Annotated in this window: 20 protein-coding genes and 1 pseudogene; 12 read left to right on the top strand and 9 right to left on the bottom strand. The window is 63.1% G+C overall.

What is annotated here, in order from left to right:
• The first annotated feature begins 530 nt into the window (after window positions 1-530).
• Window positions 531-1,418, top strand: a complete 888-nt coding sequence (rhtA, locus tag IRZ77_RS25140) for a threonine/homoserine exporter RhtA (RefSeq protein ID WP_108481360.1) — start codon at window positions 531-533, stop codon at window positions 1,416-1,418.
• A gap of 189 nt (window positions 1,419-1,607) precedes the next feature.
• The gene (locus tag IRZ77_RS25135; RefSeq protein WP_025338390.1) at window positions 1,608-1,889 is read left to right on the top strand and encodes a hypothetical protein; all 282 of its coding nucleotides are present in this window, start codon (window positions 1,608-1,610) and stop codon (window positions 1,887-1,889) included.
• A gap of 38 nt (window positions 1,890-1,927) precedes the next feature.
• Here the strand turns inward: IRZ77_RS25135 and IRZ77_RS25130 are convergent, their stop codons facing one another.
• Window positions 1,928-3,736 carry an aminopeptidase P family protein gene (locus IRZ77_RS25130; protein WP_108481359.1) on the bottom strand — a complete coding sequence of 603 codons (1,809 nt, stop codon included), beginning with the start codon at window positions 3,734-3,736 and terminating at the stop codon, window positions 1,928-1,930.
• A 220-nt stretch (window positions 3,737-3,956) separates the two neighbouring features.
• On the opposite strand from IRZ77_RS25130, the gene IRZ77_RS25125 reads away from it, so the two are divergent.
• Together IRZ77_RS25125 and IRZ77_RS25120 are read left to right on the top strand one after the other, a co-directional pair.
• Window positions 3,957-5,075, top strand: coding sequence for a DUF3182 family protein (locus tag IRZ77_RS25125; protein WP_108481358.1), 1,119 nt, complete (start codon window positions 3,957-3,959; stop codon window positions 5,073-5,075).
• On the top strand, window positions 5,059-5,829 hold the full coding sequence (locus IRZ77_RS25120) for an alpha/beta hydrolase family protein (protein WP_108481357.1): 771 nt from the start codon (window positions 5,059-5,061) through the stop codon (window positions 5,827-5,829). The genes IRZ77_RS25125 and IRZ77_RS25120 overlap by 17 nt, the downstream gene beginning before the upstream one ends.
• On the opposite strand, the gene IRZ77_RS25115 is transcribed toward IRZ77_RS25120, so the two are convergent.
• Both IRZ77_RS25115 and IRZ77_RS25110 read right to left on the bottom strand, forming a co-directional pair.
• Window positions 5,808-6,188, bottom strand: coding sequence for an antibiotic biosynthesis monooxygenase (locus tag IRZ77_RS25115; RefSeq protein WP_196174581.1), 381 nt, complete (start codon window positions 6,186-6,188; stop codon window positions 5,808-5,810). The two genes, IRZ77_RS25120 and IRZ77_RS25115, sit on opposite strands and share 22 nt — an antisense overlap.
• A 106-nt stretch (window positions 6,189-6,294) precedes the next feature.
• Window positions 6,295-7,278, bottom strand: coding sequence for a GlxA family transcriptional regulator (locus IRZ77_RS25110; protein ID WP_085602313.1), 984 nt, complete (start codon window positions 7,276-7,278; stop codon window positions 6,295-6,297).
• An 82-nt stretch (window positions 7,279-7,360) separates the two neighbouring features.
• Between IRZ77_RS25110 and IRZ77_RS25105 the strand changes: the two genes are divergently transcribed.
• On the top strand, window positions 7,361-7,909 hold the full coding sequence (locus IRZ77_RS25105) for a cysteine hydrolase family protein (RefSeq protein WP_108481355.1): 549 nt from the start codon (window positions 7,361-7,363) through the stop codon (window positions 7,907-7,909).
• Between the two features lie 142 nt (window positions 7,910-8,051).
• On the opposite strand, the gene IRZ77_RS25100 is transcribed toward IRZ77_RS25105, so the two are convergent.
• Window positions 8,052-8,615, bottom strand: coding sequence for a helix-turn-helix domain-containing protein (locus IRZ77_RS25100; protein WP_196174580.1), 564 nt, complete (start codon window positions 8,613-8,615; stop codon window positions 8,052-8,054).
• Between the two features lie 83 nt (window positions 8,616-8,698).
• Here IRZ77_RS25100 and IRZ77_RS25095 point away from each other — a divergent pair, with 83 nt between their 5' ends.
• The 7 genes from IRZ77_RS25095 to IRZ77_RS25065 all read left to right on the top strand — a co-directional run bounded on the left by IRZ77_RS25095 (window position 8,699) and on the right by IRZ77_RS25065 (window position 15,857).
• On the top strand, window positions 8,699-9,649 hold the full coding sequence (locus IRZ77_RS25095; RefSeq protein WP_108481354.1) for a DMT family transporter: 951 nt from the start codon (window positions 8,699-8,701) through the stop codon (window positions 9,647-9,649).
• Window positions 9,650-9,799: 150 nt separating this feature from the next.
• The gene (locus IRZ77_RS25090; protein ID WP_046617144.1) at window positions 9,800-12,715 is read left to right on the top strand and encodes a monovalent cation/H+ antiporter subunit A; all 2,916 of its coding nucleotides are present in this window, start codon (window positions 9,800-9,802) and stop codon (window positions 12,713-12,715) included.
• Entirely contained in the window at window positions 12,715-13,059 is a 345-nt protein-coding gene (locus IRZ77_RS25085) for a Na+/H+ antiporter subunit C (RefSeq protein ID WP_013971840.1), read from the top strand. The genes IRZ77_RS25090 and IRZ77_RS25085 overlap by 1 nt, the downstream gene beginning before the upstream one ends.
• Entirely contained in the window at window positions 13,056-14,735 is a 1,680-nt protein-coding gene (locus IRZ77_RS25080) for a monovalent cation/H+ antiporter subunit D (RefSeq protein WP_046617145.1), read from the top strand. Before IRZ77_RS25085 ends, IRZ77_RS25080 begins: the two co-directional genes overlap by 4 nt.
• Window positions 14,732-15,220 carry a Na+/H+ antiporter subunit E gene (locus IRZ77_RS25075; protein ID WP_085602310.1) on the top strand — a complete coding sequence of 163 codons (489 nt, stop codon included), beginning with the start codon at window positions 14,732-14,734 and terminating at the stop codon, window positions 15,218-15,220. The genes IRZ77_RS25080 and IRZ77_RS25075 overlap by 4 nt, the downstream gene beginning before the upstream one ends.
• Window positions 15,217-15,495 carry a K+/H+ antiporter subunit F gene (locus IRZ77_RS25070; RefSeq protein ID WP_003259015.1) on the top strand — a complete coding sequence of 93 codons (279 nt, stop codon included), beginning with the start codon at window positions 15,217-15,219 and terminating at the stop codon, window positions 15,493-15,495. The genes IRZ77_RS25075 and IRZ77_RS25070 overlap by 4 nt, the downstream gene beginning before the upstream one ends.
• Window positions 15,492-15,857: a Na+/H+ antiporter subunit G gene (locus IRZ77_RS25065; protein WP_046617147.1), complete on the top strand. Its 366-nt coding sequence runs from the start codon at window positions 15,492-15,494 to the stop codon at window positions 15,855-15,857. The genes IRZ77_RS25070 and IRZ77_RS25065 overlap by 4 nt, the downstream gene beginning before the upstream one ends.
• Window positions 15,858-15,869: 12 nt before the next feature.
• Here IRZ77_RS25065 and IRZ77_RS25060 read toward each other — a convergent pair whose 3' ends face one another.
• The 5 genes and pseudogenes from IRZ77_RS25060 to IRZ77_RS25040 form a co-directional block, all read right to left on the bottom strand.
• On the bottom strand, window positions 15,870-16,082 hold the full coding sequence (locus tag IRZ77_RS25060; RefSeq protein WP_196174579.1) for a hypothetical protein: 213 nt from the start codon (window positions 16,080-16,082) through the stop codon (window positions 15,870-15,872).
• Window positions 16,079-16,549 (bottom strand): hypothetical protein, encoded by a 471-nt coding sequence (locus IRZ77_RS25055; protein ID WP_003259020.1) that lies wholly within the window; start codon window positions 16,547-16,549, stop codon window positions 16,079-16,081. Before IRZ77_RS25055 ends, IRZ77_RS25060 begins: the two co-directional genes overlap by 4 nt.
• 407 nt (window positions 16,550-16,956) lie before the next feature.
• On the bottom strand, window positions 16,957-17,151 hold the full coding sequence (locus IRZ77_RS25050) for a hypothetical protein (protein WP_085602309.1): 195 nt from the start codon (window positions 17,149-17,151) through the stop codon (window positions 16,957-16,959).
• Window positions 17,152-17,329: 178 nt separating this feature from the next.
• Window positions 17,330-17,734, bottom strand: coding sequence for a TraR/DksA family transcriptional regulator (locus IRZ77_RS25045; RefSeq protein ID WP_003259022.1), 405 nt, complete (start codon window positions 17,732-17,734; stop codon window positions 17,330-17,332).
• A gap of 8 nt (window positions 17,735-17,742) precedes the next feature.
• Window positions 17,743-18,054 (bottom strand): annotated as a pseudogene (locus IRZ77_RS25040) (hypothetical protein); the annotation flags it as partial.

Raw genomic sequence — 18,054 nt, 5'->3', positions numbered from 1 at the left:
AAACCCTAAACTTGGCTCAGCAATCTCAAATGACTATGTGATTTCTCGCATGGCCACTTGTGATGCTGATAATCTTTGTGACTATCAGTCCATACTCACAAGCACCCACACGAATTGCTTGATTCGATTTGTTAAAGAGCGTTTCGTTAAGAGCATTTCGTCTCAACCGAGGCGCGCATTCTACGCTTTCCTCATTTGCTGTCAAGCGTTTATTTTGAAGTTTTTGCGAGAAACTCGTTTAGCTTCAAACACTTGACTCAACAGGGTGGCTGACTTTTGCTTCGCTACCGCGTTGGAGTGGTGCGCATTATAGGGCGGCTTTCCAGGAGGTCAACCTTTAATTTCAATAATTTAGAATATTTCCGGAAAGGACCGCATCAGGGCCGTCATGTGCTCCGCGCGAACCTAGCAACGCGCTCAATCGCACAGGCACCGAAATAAAAAGCAACGCCAGGCACCTTGCCCCCTTTCCTCATAATTGCGCACTATATTGCTCACCCGAAACCCCGCTCAAGGATCGCCGCGCAGAAATGAACACCCAGCCCCGCAGCCTGGCCGCAACCCTCTTCCCGATCGGCTTGCTGCTCATCGCCATGGCATCGATACAGTCCGGCGCTTCCCTGGCCAAAAGCATGTTTCCCCTCATCGGCGCCCAAGGTACCACCACCCTGCGCCTGATCTTCGCCAGCATCATCATGCTGCTGATCCTGCGACCGTGGCGTGTGCGCATGACCCGCAACACCTTGCGCAACGTCATCATCTACGGCATGGCGCTGGGCGGCATGAACTTCCTCTTCTACATGGCCCTGCAAACGGTACCGATCGGCATCGCCGTGGCACTGGAGTTCACCGGCCCGCTGGCCGTTGCGATCTTCTCCTCGCGCCGGCCGATCGACTTCCTCTGGATTGCCCTGGCTATCGTCGGCCTGCTGCTGTTGCTGCCGGCCGGCCATGGCGGGCAGGCCCTCGACCCGGTCGGCGCAGCCTATGCCCTGGGCGCAGGCGTATGCTGGGCAATGTACATCCTGTTCGGGCAGCGGGCCGGGGCCGAGCATGGTATCCAGAGTGCCGCACTGGGCGTTGTGGTCGCCGCGCTGTTCGTTGCCCCCATCGGTATCGCCCACGCTGGCAGCGCATTGCTCACGCCCGCTCTGATCCCCATGGCGCTAGGCGTCGCGGTATTGTCCACCGCCCTGCCCTACAGCCTGGAAATGGTTGCCCTCACGCGTATCCCTGCACGCACCTTCGGCACCCTCATGAGCATCGAACCAGCATTCGGCGCCCTCTCCGGCCTTCTGTTCCTGGGCGAAGTACTGACGATTACCCAATGGCTGGCTATTCTGGCGATCATTACCGCGTCGGTCGGCACCACCCTGTCCATGCGCAAGGAACCCAGCCCGGCTGTCGCAGCAGACTGACATGAGAAATATTTTCATTTGAGACAGGATTAATGATTGTAGCGACCCGTCTCGCTGATTAAGCTGTCATAGAATCATCATCTTTACGCTATCTACTGGACCGAACACGGACGCTGGGGAAATTTCAGGAAGAACCAAAGCGATAACGACAGGGCCTTACAGCTATCAGCCCTGCATTTAAGGACAGGAATGAAACGTATTTTGCTCATCCTGGCCATCTTGGCTATTGCTGGATGCGCCGCCACGGCCAAGACTGAGGTCAAAAGGGGCAAGAAGGGCCTGCATATCAATTGCTCCGGCCTGTCTTCCTCGTGGGACAACTGCTATAGCAAGGCCGCGAGCTCGTGCAGCACGCGCGGCTACCGGGTCATTGCACGCTCGGGCGATAGCGATGAAGAGCCTGGTGACTACTTGTTCGGCATAAACCCGGCGGGTTATACCAGCCGCAGCATGATCGTCATCTGCAAGTAGACAAAAGGGCAGCTCGCAAGCTGCCCTTTTCATTTGCCTCACAAAGGCGCGGTACGCGCCTCCAGCCACGCCAGCGCATCACCCTTGAGCAAGGGTGCCAAGCGCTCACGTACCTTGGCGTGATAGCCGTTCAACCAGTCCCGCTCCTCATTGGCCAGCAGCTTGGGTACCAGACAGCGGGTATCGATCGGGCACAGCGTCAGGGTCTCGAAGTTCAGGAATTCACCGAAGGCGCTCTTGCCGGCCTCGCGGTTTACCACCAGGTTCTCGATACGCACACCCCATTGCCCTGGGCGGTACGTACCCGGCTCGATCGAGCTGATCATGCCCACCTGCATCGCGGTCTGCGGCGTCGGCGCCGCCTGGTAGGCAATTACCTGCGGCCCCTCGTGCACATTCATGAAGTAACCCACTCCATGCCCGGTGCCGTGGCCGTAATCCACCTGGCCTGCCCAGATCGGTGCCCGGGCAATGGCGTCGAGCAATGGCGACAGCACGCCTCGCGGGAAGGTAGCGCGCGACAGGGCGATCATGCCCTTGAGCACGCGCGTGCAATCCTCCTTCTGCGCAAGGCTTGGGGTACCCACCGGTACCATGCGGGTTATGTCGGTAGTACCGCCAAGGTACTGCCCGCCCGAATCGATCAGCAGCAGACCATCGCCCTCGATCACCGCATGCGACTGCTCGGTGGCACGGTAATGCGGCATCGCGCCATTGCCATTGAAGGCGGCAATGGTCGAGAAGCTCAACGACACGAAACCTGGGCGGCGGGCACGCGCTGCACTCAATTGCTCGTCGACGGTAAGCTCGGTAATCACTTCCCGCCCGAGGCTGGCCTCGAACCAGGCGAAGAACTCGCACAAGGCCGCGCCGTCCTGCTCCATCACACGTCGGATGTGTTCAAGGTCGTCTTCACTTTTGCACGCTTTGCTCAATGTTGTTGGGTTGAGCCCCTCGACCAGTTCGACCCCGGCGGGCAGCTTATCCAGCAGGCCGCAGGTTACCCGGGCCGGATCGACCAGCAATCGACTGCCGGCCGGCATGGCGGCAAGGGCCTCGCCTGCTCTGGCGTAATCGCGCACCTCGATACCGTCGGCCGCCAGTACCTGCCTCAGGTGCTCATCAACCTTGTCCGGGCCTACGAACAGGATGGCCTGCTGCTGGCTGATCAAGGCAAAGGCGACGAACACCGGGTTGTAGGACACATCGCTACCGCGCAGGTTGAACAGCCAGGCGATGTCATCCAGGGTAGCGATGAAATGCCAGTCGGCGCCCTTGGCCTGTGCGCTCTGGCGCAACTGCGCCAGTTTTTCCGCCCGGCTCACCGTGGCGTACGGTGGCAAATGCTGGTAGACCGGGTTGCCTGGCAGCTCCGGGCGCTCTGCCCAGACCTGCTTCAGCAGGTCCTTGTCAGTCACCAGTCGCGCGCCGCGCGCCTTCAGCCGGTCGCCCAGCTGGCGCGCCGAAGCCAGGGCCATGACCGCACCGTCTACCGCCACGCTGCCATTGGTCTCGACATGGTCGCCCAGCCATTCCAGCGCGCCAGGCTTACCCGGCAACAGCTTCATCAGCTCAATGCCACTGCCCGCCAGCTCGTGTTCCGCCTGTTCCCAGTAGCGGCTGTCCACCCACAGCCCGGCGAAGTCAGCCGTGACCACCAGCGTGCCGACCGAGCCGTGGAAACCCGACAGCCACTGGCGCCCTTGCCAGTAACCGGGCAGGTATTCGGAAAGATGGGGGTCGGCCGAAGGTACCAGCAAGGCATCGATGCCCTCTGATGCCATGGCCTGGCGAATCTGCGCCAGGCGCTGCGGCACGCTTTGCCCAAAGGTGGTCTGAACGTTCATGCGCTCTCCTGCGGCTACATCACGGTTTATCCAGTGTGCCGATAATGGAACAGCAGCCGAAGCCCTGCAATCTTGGCGACCGACACACGGCATGCATTGCCCGCCATGCCGTGCGCATATCGGACATCTCCTACAGATAGGCCAGAACCACCGATCAAGTTCCGCTGAACTTCCTCAAAGCACTGGCTTCACACTCAGTACATTCATTGCACACAGGCAAATGACCATGCCCAATGCCTGCGCCCCAAGACGCGGCGTGGTGCTGCTCGACACTCGCGCACACACCCCCGACCACGAGCATGCCGTACACCTGAAGCTTGCCGATGGCCTGGCCCGCCTGCTGGGCTGCCCGCACGTGCAACCCGACCGGCCACCAAGCGCCACCGATGGCTACTACTACCTGCCCACCGAAACCTTGGTCGATCCCAAGCGTCATGCCGCCCTGGGCATCTGCAGCGAGCAGGACCTGTTCGGCGGCCTGGTCGCACACCCCTACATGGCGACCAAGGCAATTTCCCACCCGCTGCCGGCCGGAGCCAGTTTCCCGCCGGGGTGGACCGATGCCTTCGCCCGGCAAGCCAGCGACGCCCTGCTGCGCGGCTACACCGTGTTCAGCAAGGCCGATGCGCGCACCGCCGCACAGCTGTTACTGACGGACGGCCCGTTGCGAATCAAGCCGGTACTGGCCTGCGCAGGCCGTGGGCAACAGGTCATCACCACCGCGGATGCGCTGGAACCGCTGCTGGCCGAGATGGATGACCAGGACCTTGCGCTATGGGGCTTGGTGCTTGAGGAAGACCTGAGCGAAGTGCAAACCTTCAGCGTCGGCCAGGTACGCGTCGCCGGCCTGACCTGCAGTTATCACGGTACCCAGCAACTGACCCACGACCACCAGGGCACGGAAGTGTATGGCGGCTCCGACCTGGTAGTTGTGCGCGGTGACTACCAGGCACTGCTGCAACTGCCGCTGGACGAACCGCTGCGCCTGGCCATCAACCAGGCGATAGCCTACGAACAGGCCGCCGAGCAGCACTTCCCCGGCTTCATCGCCTCACGACGCAACTACGACATCGCCCGCGGCGTGAACCCACAGGGCCACCTGCGCAGCGGCGTACTCGAACAATCCTGGCGCCTGGGCGGTGCCAGCAGTGCCGAGCTGCTGGCGTTGCAGGCGTTCGCCGACGACCCGGCATTGCAACGGGTGCGTGCCTCCACCCATGAAGTGTTCGGCACCCCCGAACTGCCCACTGACGCCACCCTCTTCTACCAAGGAAACGACAGTGAACTCGGACAACTCAGCAAATTTGCGCGGATTCGCGAACATGACCATTCAGAGTGAAACCGTTGAACTGCAGGTCGAGGACGACAGCATCGTCGGCACCCTGGTCAGCCCCGGCAGCAAGATGCCGGGCATCCTCTTCGTCCACGGCTGGGGCGGCAGCCAGCAACGCGACCTGGCACGCGCGCGGCAAATCACCGGGCTGGGCTGCGTGTGCATGACCTTTGACCTGCGCGGCCACGAAAAAACCGAAAGCCAGCGGCTGACGGTCACCCGCGAACAGAACCTGACCGACCTGCTGGTTGCCTATGACCGCCTGGTAAGCCACCCAGCCGTCGACACCGGTGCCATCGCCATCATCGGCAGCAGCTATGGCGGCTACCTGGCCACCCTGCTGACCCGCGAACGGCCGGTCAAATGGCTGGCGTTGCGGGTGCCCGCCATGTACTGGGACGACGAATGGAACCTGCCCAAGCAAACCCTCGACCGGCAACGGCTGAACGCCTACCGCCAGCGGCCGCTCGGCCCGTCGGACAACCGCGCACTGGCAGCCTGCGCCGAATTCGAGGGCGATGTACTGCTGGTGGAGTCCGAGCAGGACGACTACGTACCGCACAGCACACTGATGAGCTACCGCTCGGCATTCGTCAGTGCCCATTCACTCACCCACCGCATGGTCGACGGTGCCGACCATGCATTGTCCAGCGAAGAGAGCCAGAAAGCCTACAGTTCGATCCTGGCGGCATGGGTAAGCGAAATGGTCATCGGCGCCCGCCTGGATCGCTACCCGCACTATGCGCCCTGGTATGCCTGAGGCTCACCCACCTGGCAATGCAGGCCGCCATCGGCGCCGCGCACCAGGCTGCGCAGGGTCTGGTAGGCAGCAAAGTTGACGCCTCTGGCCTGGTACCGACCAAGCAGTTCGAGGAATGGCTCCTCGACGAAATGCACGGCCGCTGACGACCACGCTTGTCGAGACTGCCATTGCAGGTACTGAAGCACCCGGCTGCCGTCGTCGCTGGCCTGAATACTGACACCCTGCAGCCCTTCACAACGCGCAGCCAGCTCTTCGCTGCGTGCCACCAGCGCTTGGGCCAGCGCCTGCTGGAACTTGCCAGGCACTTCAAATTCGATCATCTGGGTAAACCACAGGGCTCGGGATGTTGCCGTCATGAACGGTCTCCTGGCGACGGACGCGTACAGCGCGATGCCGAGCAGGGTAAAACCTCAAGTAAAGTCAAGGTCAAGCGGTTTTCCGCACCGGGAACGCTCCCGCGCCCTAACCCGATACCGCGAAGCGCCGCCGGTAATCACTCGGGGTCAGGCCGGTGATGCGCTGAAACACCTTGCGAAACGCACTTGGGTCCTGATAACCGACGCCCCAGGCGATCTGCTCGACATTGCGCCGGGTGAACTCCAGCAAGCGGCACGCCCGCCCTACCCTCACCTGCTGGCAGTATTCGGTCGGCCGTAGCCCCGTGGCAGCACGAAAACGCCGCAGAAAGGTGCGTTCCTCCAGCCCCGCGCACGCAGCCATGCCGGCAAGGTCCGCGTCCTGCCCACCGTTGCCCTGCAACCAGTGCTGCACTTTCAGCACCGCGTCATCACCATGGTCCAGGCGTGGATTGAACACTGCACCAGGCAGCGGCGCCGTGACCGGATCGACCGCAAGGTAGCGGGCAGTTTCCCGCGCCACCGTCGCGCCCATGAAACGCTCCAGCAAGCGCAAGCCCAGGTCGGTCCAGGCCATCAGCCCAGCCGAGGTGACGATGTCGCCATCGTCCAGCAATGGTTGCTGGGCCTCGACCCGCACCTTGGGAAAACGCTGGGCAAGAGAATGCACGTAGTTCCAGTGGGTGCAGGCCGGGCGCCCGTCGAGCAGGCCACTGGCGGCGATGAAGAACACCCCGATGCACACCGATGCCAGCACCGTGCCATGCCTGTGCAACTGGCATAACGACGCGCGATGGCGCTCAAGCAGGTCACCCTGCGGTGCCGACTCCAGGCTCGGGGGAATGATCAGCACCCGCAGGTTGGACTCGACAGCAGGCACGCTCTCAGGGGCAGGCTGCAACTGCCCCGCTTCGTCCGCCTGCCAGTAGCTGATCCGCACCGATGGCAACTTGACGGCCCCCAGTTCGGACGCCACCCGGTTGGCCACCAGGAACAGGTCGGCCAGCCCATGCACGGCAGCACGCTGCGCGCCGGGGTACAGCAGCAGGCCGATGTCCAGGCTGGCGGGGTTGTCAGTTTTTGCCTGCATAGTGTCGTTCGCGCCAATCCTCAGGTCAGTGCACACAGCCTATAACTAACGTCATCCAACGACTACTGCCACAGGAGGCAGCATGAGCAACCAGGCGCTGATCATCATCGACATCCAGAACGACTATTTCCCGGGCGGCAAATGGACCCTCGAGGGCGCCGACCAGGCGGCCGACAACGCTGCCCGCCTGCTCGCAGCGGCGCGTCAACGGGGCGACCTGGTGGTACATGTGCGCCATGAGTTCGAGAGCGCCGACGCGCCGTTCTTCGCGCCAGGCTCGCTGGGCGCGGCGATCCATGCGAAGGTCGAGCCTCGGGCCGACGAGCCGGTGGTGCTCAAGCACAAGGTCAACGCCTTCCTCGGCACCGACCTGAAGCACACGCTGGACCGCCATGGCGTCGAGGCCCTGACCATCGTCGGCAGCATGAGCCACATGTGCATCGACGCCGCCACCCGGGCCGCGGCCGACCTGGGTTACGAGGTGACCGTGGCGCACGACGCCTGTGCCACGTTGCCGCTGGAGTTCGATGGCAAGCAGGTGCCAGCAGCGCAGGTGCATGATTCGGCGATGGCGGCGTTGGCGTTTGCCTATGCCAAGGTGGTCAGGACCGATGAGTTGATAGGAGACTGACCGCGAGCCTTGGGTTGCCCATACGAGCCTCATCGCCGGCAAGCCAGCTCCCACAGGTCCACCTTCAGGCTCGGAGCCAGTGGGAGAACCTGCGGAAGCTGGCTGCCGGCGATGAGGCACTGAAGGCAGCAACACCTCTCGATCAAATCACCACATTGCGCACAAACCGCACCGCCACCGCCCCATCGTTGCGATAGGCATACCGGCAGTTGCTGGGAAACACATGGAACTGCCCGACCTGCAGGCGATGCTCGACCCCTTCGATAATCAGCGTCAGTTGCCCTTGCGCCACATAGATCTGCTCGCTCCAGCCCTCGGCATCAGCCTCGCTGGAATAGCGCTCGCCCGGCGCCAGGGTCCATTCCCACAGCTCCACCTCGCGCCGCGCCACACTGCTACCCAGCAGCACCGCCCGGCTCTGCGGGTGTTCGCCGGCCCAGGCCAACTCTTCGATGCGCCCGGGGTCACGCTGGTCAGGTGCCTGGATCAGGGTACTGAAAGCCACGCCCAAGGCTTCGGCAATCAGGTCAAGAGTAGTCAGGCTGACATTCTTTTCGCCCGCCTCGATCGCCACAAGCATGCGCCGGCTGACCCCGGAGCGCTCCGCCAGCATCGTCTGGCTCATGCCCGCGGCGTTGCGCAGGCTGCGTACATTGAGGCTGACATGTTGCAGCACCGATGCCCGGTGCGAGGAATCTTTGTGCACTATATTGCTCACTGGTCGGTATTGCGCAGTATACTGCCCACTTTGCGGCGATTGTGCGCCGCCCTCTCCGAGTGCGCAAGACCATGAACCAGCCCAGCAACAAGCCAACCCCTGCCATAACCTTTCGCCTGAGCAAGGCCGAACTGGTGCTGGTGTTCATCACCATGCTGTGGGGCGGCACTTTCCTGCTGGTGCACAACGTGATGACCGTCAGCGGCCCGATGTTCTTCGTCGGCCTGCGCTTCGCTGCAGCCGCGCTGTTCGTCGGAGTGGTCTCGGCGCGGGCGCTGCCTGGGCTGACCTTCACCGAACTGAAGGCCGGCATGCTGATCGGGGTGTCGATCATGCTCGGCTACGGCCTGCAGACCATGGGCCTGCAAACCATCAGCAGCAGCCAGTCGGCGTTCATCACCGCGCTGTACGTACCATTCGTGCCGCTGCTGCAATGGCTGGTGCTGGGCCGGCGCCCCGGCCTGATGCCCAGCATTGGTATCGGCCTGGCGTTCATCGGCCTGATGCTGCTGGCCGGCCCGGAGGGGGGCAGCCTGCACTTCAGCGAAGGCGAGCTGGTAACCCTGGTCAGCGCCGTGGCCATTGCCGGCGAAATCATCCTGATCAGCCGCTACGCCGGCCAGGTCGATGTGCGCCGGGTCACCGTGGTGCAACTGGCGACCGCCTCGCTGCTGGCGTTCCTGATGATCGTGCCGACCCAGGAGCGCATCCCCGACTTTTCCTGGCTGCTGCTGGCCAGTGCCGTGGGCCTGGGCGCCATGAGCGCGGTGATCCAGGTGGCAATGAACTGGGCGCAGAAGTCGGTCTCGCCCACCCGCGCCACCCTCATCTATGCCGGCGAACCGGTATGGGCCGGGATCGTCGGGCGCATCGCCGGTGAGCGCCTGCCGGGCGTGGCACTGCTCGGTGGCCTGCTGATCGTGATCGCGGTGGTGGTAAGCGAACTCAAGGTGCGCCGCCCGCGCGAGGTGGCCGAAGCACGGGAAGCGCAGGGTGAAGGCGAGCGCCAGGCTGGCCTGTAAAGCCGCCAACTACGACTATGCTTTGTAAGAATCTGTTATAAAAAAACAGCTTGTCACAGCCTGTTTGTAGGATTCTGCGACAGCTTGCGTGTTGGTGATCAACCCCTCGGCACGTATGATTCTTTGCAAACTTCTCCAGAATAGAACGCTATGTCATTGATAGTGCTATTGCTTCTGCCGTTCGTGGGCAGTTGCCTGGCAGCCGTGCTGCCGCACAACGCACGTAACGCGGAGTCCATTCTCGCCGGGCTCGTGGCCCTGGTCGGCACTGTCCAGGTAGCACTGCTGTACCCTCAGGTTGCCCACGGCGGCGTGATTCGCGAAGAATTCCTCTGGCTGCCCAGCCTGGGGTTGAACCTGGTGCTGCGCATGGACGGCTTCGCCTGGCTGTTCTCGCTGCTGGTGCTGGGCATCGGTACGCTGGTGTCGCTGTATGCCCGCTATTACATGTCGCCACAAGACCCGGTGCCGCGCTTCTTCGCCTTCTTCCTCGCCTTCATGGGCGCCATGCTCGGCCTGGTGATCTCCGGCAACCTGATCCAGCTGGTGTTCTTCTGGGAACTCACCAGCCTGTTCTCGTTCCTGCTGATCGGCTACTGGCACCACCGTGCCGACGCCCGCCGCGGCGCCTACATGGCGCTGATGGTCACGGGCGCGGGCGGCTTGTGCCTGCTGGTGGGTGCCCTGCTGCTCGGCCATGTGGTCGGCAGCTACGACCTGGACAAGGTCCTGGCTGCCGGCAACACCATCCGCCAGCATGCGCTGTACCCGGTGCTGCTGCCACTGATCCTCATTGGCGCCCTGAGCAAGAGCGCACAATTCCCCTTCCAGTTCTGGCTGCCCCATGCCATGGCAGCGCCCACTCCGGTATCGGCCTATCTGCACTCGGCGACCATGGTCAAGGCCGGGGTGTTCCTGCTCGCGCGCCTGTGGCCGGTGCTGTCGGGCAGCGAGGAGTGGTTCTGGATAGTCGGCGGTGCCGGCGCTCTCACCCTCCTGCTCGGCGCCTTCGCCGCCATGTTCCAGAACGACCTCAAGGGCCTGCTGGCGTACTCGACCATCAGCCACCTGGGCCTGATTACCCTGCTGCTGGGTCTGAACAGCCCGCTGGCCGCCGTCGCGGCGGTGTTCCACATTCTCAACCACGCCACCTTCAAGGCCTCGTTGTTCATGGCCGCCGGCATCATCGACCACGAAAGCGGTACCCGTGACATCCGCCGCCTCAGCGGGCTGATACGCCTGGTGCCATACACCGCCACCCTGGCCATGGTGGCCAGCGCGTCGATGGCCGGCGTGCCGCTGATGAACGGTTTCCTGTCCAAGGAAATGTTCTTCGCCGAAACGGTGTTCATCAGCTCCACTGCCTGGGTCGAGGCCACGCTGCCGGTCATCGCCACCCTGGCCGGCACCTTCAGCGTGGCCTATGCCCTGCGTTTCACCGTCGATGTGTTCTTCGGCCCCACTGCGCAGGACCTCCCGCACACCCCGCACGAACCGCCACGCTGGATGCGTGCGCCGGTCGAACTGCTGGTGCTTACCTGCCTGGTGGTGGGCATCTTCCCTGCCCAGTCGGTAGGCCCGCTGCTGGCCGCCGCCGCCCTGCCGGTGGTGGGCGGCACCCTGCCGGAATACAGCCTGGCCATCTGGCATGGCTGGAACGCGCCGCTGATCATGAGCCTGGTGGCCATGAGCGGCGGTATCGTGCTGTACCTGTTACTGCGCAAGCAACTGCGCCTGGGCCGCTTCCCCTACCCGCCGGTGATGGAGCGTTTCAACGGCAAGCGCCTGTTCGAACACGGCCAGGTGCAACTGATGCTGCTGGCGCGGCGCATCGAGCGCCTGCTCACCAGCCGCCGCCTGCAGTCGCAGCTGTTCATGCTGGTGCTCGCCGCCTTCCTCGCCGGCCTCACCCCCATGCTCTACAGCGGCCTGAGCTGGGGCGACCGGCCGAAGATTCCCGGCTCGGGCGTATTCGTCGCGCTGTGGCTGATCGCCATTGCCTGCGCCATCGGCGCCGCCTACCAGGCCAAGTATCACCGTTTGGCGGCGTTGATCATGGTCAGCGTCTGCGGCCTGATGACCTGCATCACCTTCGTCTGGTTCTCCGCGCCTGACCTGGCCCTGACCCAGTTGGTAGTGGAAGTGGTCACCACCGTGCTGATCCTGCTCGGCCTGCGCTGGCTGCCGCGGCGGATCGAAGGCGTATCGCCGCTGCCGGGCAGCCTGGAGCGTGCGCGCATGCGTCGCCTGCGCGACCTGCTGCTGGCGGTGCTGGTAGGCGGCGGCATGGCCCTGCTGTCCTATGCAATGCTCACCCGGCCCACGCCGAACGACATTTCCTCGTTCTACCTGAGCCGGGCACTGCCCCAGGGCGGTGGCACCAACGTGGTCAATGTCATGCTGGTCGACTTCCGTGGTTTCGATACCCTCGGTGAAATCACCGTGCTGGTGGCCGTTGCGCTGACCGTGTTCGCCCTGCTGCGGCGCTTCCGCCCGCCGAAGGAAAGCATGCAACTGCCGGCGCAGCAGCGTCAGCTGGCACCCGACGTGGTCACCGACCTGATCAACCCGCGGCATGCCACTGACACCGCCCTGGGCTTCATGATGGTGCCCGCGGTGCTGGTGCGCCTGCTGCTGCCGATCGCCCTGCTGGTGTCGATGTACCTGTTCATGCGTGGCCACAACCAGCCCGGTGGCGGCTTCGTTGCGGGCCTGGTGATGTCGGTGGCGTTCATCCTGCAGTACATGGTGGCCGGCACCCAGTGGGTCGAGGCGCAGATGAGCCTGCGCCCGCTGCGCTGGATGGGTACCGGGCTGCTGTGCGCAACCCTGACCGGCGCGGGCGCCATGCTGCTGGGCTACCCGTTCCTCACCACCCACACCGCCCACCTGCACCTGCCGTTGCTCGGCGATGTGCATGTGGCCAGCGCGCTGTTCTTCGATGTCGGCGTGTTCACCGTGGTGGTCGGCTCGACCCTGCTGATCCTCACTGCCCTGGCGCACCAGTCGGTGCGCGCCTACCGCCCGGGCAACCCGGCGAAAACCAGCCAAGCAGGAGCCGCCTGATGGAAGAAGTGATTGCAGTTGCCATCGGCGTGCTGGCCGCCTCGGGGGTGTGGCTGATCCTGCGCCCGCGGACCTATCAGGTAATCATGGGCCTGTGCCTGTTGTCGTACGGGGTCAACCTGTTCATCTTCAGCATGGGCAGCCTGTTCATCGGCAAGGAACCAATCATCAAGGACGGCGTGCCCCAGGACCTGCTGCACTACACCGACCCACTGCCGCAAGCCCTGGTGCTCACCGCCATCGTCATCAGCTTCGCCATGACCGCGCTGTTCCTGGTGGTGTTGCTGGCCTCGCGCGGTCTGACCGGTACCGACCACGTGGATGGCCGGGAGCGTGACGAATGAGTGGCATGAGCCAATTGATCATCGCGCCTATCCTGCTGCCCCTGGTGACGGCGGCAGTGATGTTGCTGCTGGGCGAGAAACACCGGCAGACAAAAGCCCGGCTGAACCTGCTGTCGACCTTCGCCGGCCTGGCCATCGCGGTCAGCCTGCTACTGTGGGTGCGCACCCAGGGCCAGGCGGAATCGATCGGTGTCTACCTGCCAGGCAACTGGCCGGCGCCGTTCGGCATCGTGCTGGTGGTCGACCACCTGTCGGCCCTGCTGCTGACCCTCACCGGCATCATCGGCTTCAGTGCCCTGCTGTTTGCCCGCGCCCGCTGGGACGGTGCCGGGGCCAGTTTCCACGCACTGTTCCAGATCCAGCTGATGGGCCTGTACGGCGCTTTCCTCACCGCCGACCTGTTCAACCTGTTCGTGTTCTTCGAGGTGCTGCTGGCCGCTTCCTATGGCCTGCTGCTGCATGGCTCTGGCCGCGCCCGGGTGCGTGCCGGCCTGCACTACATTGCCATCAACCTGTTCGCCTCGTCGCTGTTCCTGATCGGCGCAGCGATGCTCTATGGCGTGACCGGCACCCTGAACATGGCCGACCTGGCCTTGAAGATTCCGCTGGTGCCGGAGGCCGACCGTGGCCTGCTACACGCCGGCGCGGCGATTCTGGCCATGGCCTTCCTGGTCAAGGCCGGTATCTGGCCGCTGAACTTCTGGCTGGTGCCGGCCTATGCCTCGGCCAGTGCGCCGGTGGCTGCGCTGTTCGCCATCATGACCAAGGTCGGCCTGTATGCCGTGCTGCGCCTGTGGACACTGCTGTTCTCCGGGCAGGCCGGGGCCTCTGCGCACTTCGGTGGTGAATGGCTGGTATATGGTGGCCTGGTCACCCTGGCGGTGGCGGCGGTGTCAATCCTGGCCGCACAGCGCCTGGAGCGCATGGCCGCACTCAGCATCCTGGTTTCGGCCGGCACTCTGCTCGGCGCCGTCGGTTTCGCTCAATCGGCGCTGACAGGTGCCGCCTTGTTCTACCTGGTCAACTCGACCCTGGCGCTGTGCGCTCTGTTCCTGCTCGCCGAACTGGTCGAACGTTCACGTTCGGCCAACGAGGCGCCACTTGAGGACGAAGAAGGCACCATGCCGCCACCGTTGGAATCACTGCACCCGCCCAAGGGCATCAACCTCGATGACGAGCAGAAGGTGGTGATCGGCCAGATCATCCCGTGGACCATGGCCTTCCTCGGCATGAGCTTCATCGCCTGCGCCCTGCTGATCATCGGCATGCCGCCACTGTCGGGCTTTGTCGGCAAGCTCAACCTGATCAGCGCACTGTTCAACCCGCAGGGGCTGGGCGTACCTGCCGAGCAGCCGCTGGGCACGGCGGGGTGGGGCCTGGTGGCGTTGCTGATCCTGTCTGGCATGGCTTCGCTGATCGCCTTCGGCCGCGTCGGCATCCAGCGCTTCTGGAAGCCTGAGGAACGCCCTTCGCCGGTGCTGCGCCGCTACGAATGCCTCCCCATTGTCATCCTGTTGGGCCTGTGCATCATCCTCAGCTTCAAGGCCGAGCCGCTTTTGCGCTACACCCAGGACACCGCCGCCAGCCTGCAGGCGCCTGAAGCCTATATCGAAGCGGTGATGGCCGCCCGGCCGATTCCTGGCCCCACCTCGCTCGACGTACAGGTGCAGCCATGAATCGACTGTTCCCCGCACCGCTGTTATCGGTTTCGCTGTTTGGCCTGTGGCTGCTGCTGAACCTTTCGGTCAGCCCCGGCAACCTCTTGCTGGCAGCCGCGCTTGGCGTGCTGGCGCCGCTGCTGATGGCACCGCTGCGCCCGCAGCATGCCCATGTACGGCGGCCGCTGGCCATCGCCCGGCTGGTTGCCCGGGTCGGCATCGATGTGATCATGTCCAACCTGCTGGTTGCCCGTGGCGTGCTGCGCGCCGGCAAGCAGCCACCCCGCTCGGCGTTCGTGCACATTCCACTGGCCCTGCGCGACCCGCATGGCCTGGCGGCGTTGTCGATGATTACCACGGTGGTGCCCGGCACGGTCTGGTCCGAGCTGGCGCTGGACCGCAGCGTGTTGCTGCTGCATGTGTTCGACCTGGACAATGAGGCGGCCTTCATCCAGCACTTCAAGGACACCTACGAACGCCCGCTGATGGAGATTTTCCAATGACAGGCCTGCTCGCCAATGCTGTCCTCGCCAGCCTGTTCATCTTCGCCCTGGCCATGGCCCTGGCACTTATCCGGCTGTTCCGCGGCCCGTCCGCCCAGGACCGGGTGCTGGCGCTGGACTACCTGTACATCCTGGCCATGCTGACCATGCTGGTACTGGGAATCCGTTATGCCAGTGACACCTACTTCGAAGGTGCCCTGCTGATTGCGCTGTTCGGTTTCGTTGGCTCGTTTGCCCTGGCCAAGTTCCTGCTGCGCGGTGAGGTGATCGAATGACTGAAACCCTGCAACTCCCCTTCTGGCTGGAGCTGGTCGTTGCCGCGCTGCTGCTGACCGGCAGCCTGTTTGCCCTGATCGGTGCCGTGGGCCTGTTGCGGCTGAAGGACTACTTCCAGCGCATGCACCCGCCGGCATTGGCCTCGACGATTGGTGCCTGGTGCGTGGCACTGGCTTCGATCATCTATTTTTCCTGGCTCAAGGAAGCCCCGGTGCTGCACGCCTGGTTGATTCCGATCCTGCTGTCGATCACCGTACCGGTGACCACGCTGTTGCTGGCCCGGGCAGCGCTGTTCCGCAAGCGCATGGCGAAAGAGCCGGTACCTGAAGAAGTCAGCAGCGGCCGCGATCGCGGTAACTGAAAAGTCGCCGCCTCACCCTTGGGCCAGGCGCTGCAACTCGCGCCGGACCATGGCGGCATAAGGCGGCGGGCCAAGGCGATACAATTCGCCTGCCACCCAGTTCAACCAGGCGCCTTGCAGCTCTTCGCGCCTGGCCACCAAACGCTCGGCCTCGGCCACGGCATCCGCGTGATGCTGCCGATGAAACTCGGCACGTGTTGCGGGCGTATCGTCACTGAGGGTCATTCACTGGCCTTGAAGGTGGTCAGCTCACCTTTGCGCCATTTGGCAACCTTGCCGGTCACCGCCTTGAGCAATTTGCCCAGGCCTTCCTGCACTTGCTGCTGCGCGGCGAATACAAGCATCACACCGTGGCCTTCACGGAACACGATGCCCTCGCCTTCGGGCACCGACACGAAGGCATAGTCGCCCACGCCATATACGTTCAGCTTGATTTCACGAAAGCGCATTTCCAGCTTGCCGCCTTCCCGGCTGGGCAGAACGGCGGCGCGAAAATGGTCGCCAACCTTCAGTTCCAATCGCTGCTTGTCATCGACGACCAATGCGCTTTCGGTGTCGATTTCGGCCATGTACAGGCCTTCGGGACTCTGTTCGGTGACATAGACGAAGCGGCCCTGAAACAGCTGGGCCAATTTACCGCGCAAGTCGCCCAAGGCGAACAACGCATGGGTATCAAGAGTGCTGACTGCCAATGAAGTAATCCTCAACCGGTTACAACCCGCCCTCACCCAAGCTCGGTGAGACACGGTCATTTCTTATCGATAGGCGAAAAGAGTAATAAAGCGATATGCGAAATGTCTGTGCACGCTGGCGATGCAGTGTGCAGGAATCTTTACTCTGGCTTGCCAGATCTGGCCTCAAATACAGGCTTTCGGCATATTCCCGATTCGGGAAGCTTAATGTCTGACAGCAAAACCGCCAGAAAAGATGCGGCAGGCAATGCCAGAGCGCGTGAGAGCGGGCCCTGCAATCCATCAGCGCATTACTGGGGGAAGAATATGCACGAAAACACCGAAATTCGTCGAGAGGCAAAGTACATTTCTTACAGAAGAACGCCCTGAACAACACCCTGTTTGCTCACCGGTAGCATTCACGGCGCTCAGGCTGCCAGGCCCTTCTTCAACTGCTGCTGCCAGGCGGCCTGGCACTCCAGTGCTTCCTCTCGCGTGGCGAATGGGGTACCACGGCGTTCGCCATTGACCAGCACCACCCAGCAGATGGGTTTACCCAGCGCCCGCAGTGTGGCGGGCACACCCGAACCAATCATCACGGCTACATCGACCCGGCTATTCATCATTCCCTCCGGAATTTAATTAGCACCCTAACGATAAAGCCATGATACGCCTGCGTACGGCGCGGAAACAGTGCATCCCGGTACATCAGTGTTACGTACGGGGCAACAAAACCGCCGCTGGAACGAAACGCAAAAAGCCCCAGGGATCGCTCCGTGGGGCTTGGCACACCGCGCGGGGTTACACCTGGCGCTGGTGGCGGTCGAGCTGCTCGTGGCGCTCCTGGGCTTCGATGCAGTACTTGGTGGTCGGGCTGATCAGCAGACGCTTCAGGCCGATCGGCTCACCGCTGTCATCGCACCAGCCAAAGCTTTCGTCGGCAATGCGGTCCAGGGCCATTTCCAGCTGCGGCAGCAGGCGCTGGTCACGGTCGATGGCATTCACCAGCCAGCTACGCTCTTCCTCGACCGAAGCCACGTCGGCAGGATCCGACGGGGTGTCCAGGCCTTCGATGGTGGCTCGGCTCAGCTCGATGCGTTCATGGGTTTCGACTTTCATCGCCTGCAGCAGGCCAGCGAAGAAAGCCAGCTGGTCAGCGTTCATGTAGTCATCGGCCGACATGGCCAGCAACTGTTCCTTGGTCATCGATTTCTCTATGAAAATATGTGCATTTGGGCGATTCGGGTGCCGCCGACGCCTTGGCATCGGCAGCGGAATTCTTCAAGCGCCAACCGGCACTCTTTTACAGGGGGCGGCAGTCTAAGGCGCCGCGTCGCGTGGAGCAACTGCAATTGGGTGCGAATTTGCTTCCAGTGCCCACATTCCGCCAGTCGGCGCCCTCTGCTCTGGCTCTGGCTCTGGCTCTTGATCTTGATCTTGATCTTGATCTTGATCTTGATCTTGATCTTGATCTTCGCGACTTCAGGAGGCCGAGCAGAGGTCTTGCGGAGGGAGGTGACGGGCAT

This window comes from Pseudomonas pudica (genome assembly GCF_015680405.1).
Taxonomy (GTDB): Bacteria; Pseudomonadota; Gammaproteobacteria; order Pseudomonadales; family Pseudomonadaceae; genus Aquipseudomonas; species Aquipseudomonas pudica.
This window is presented reverse-complemented; position numbering and strand designations above follow the sequence as displayed.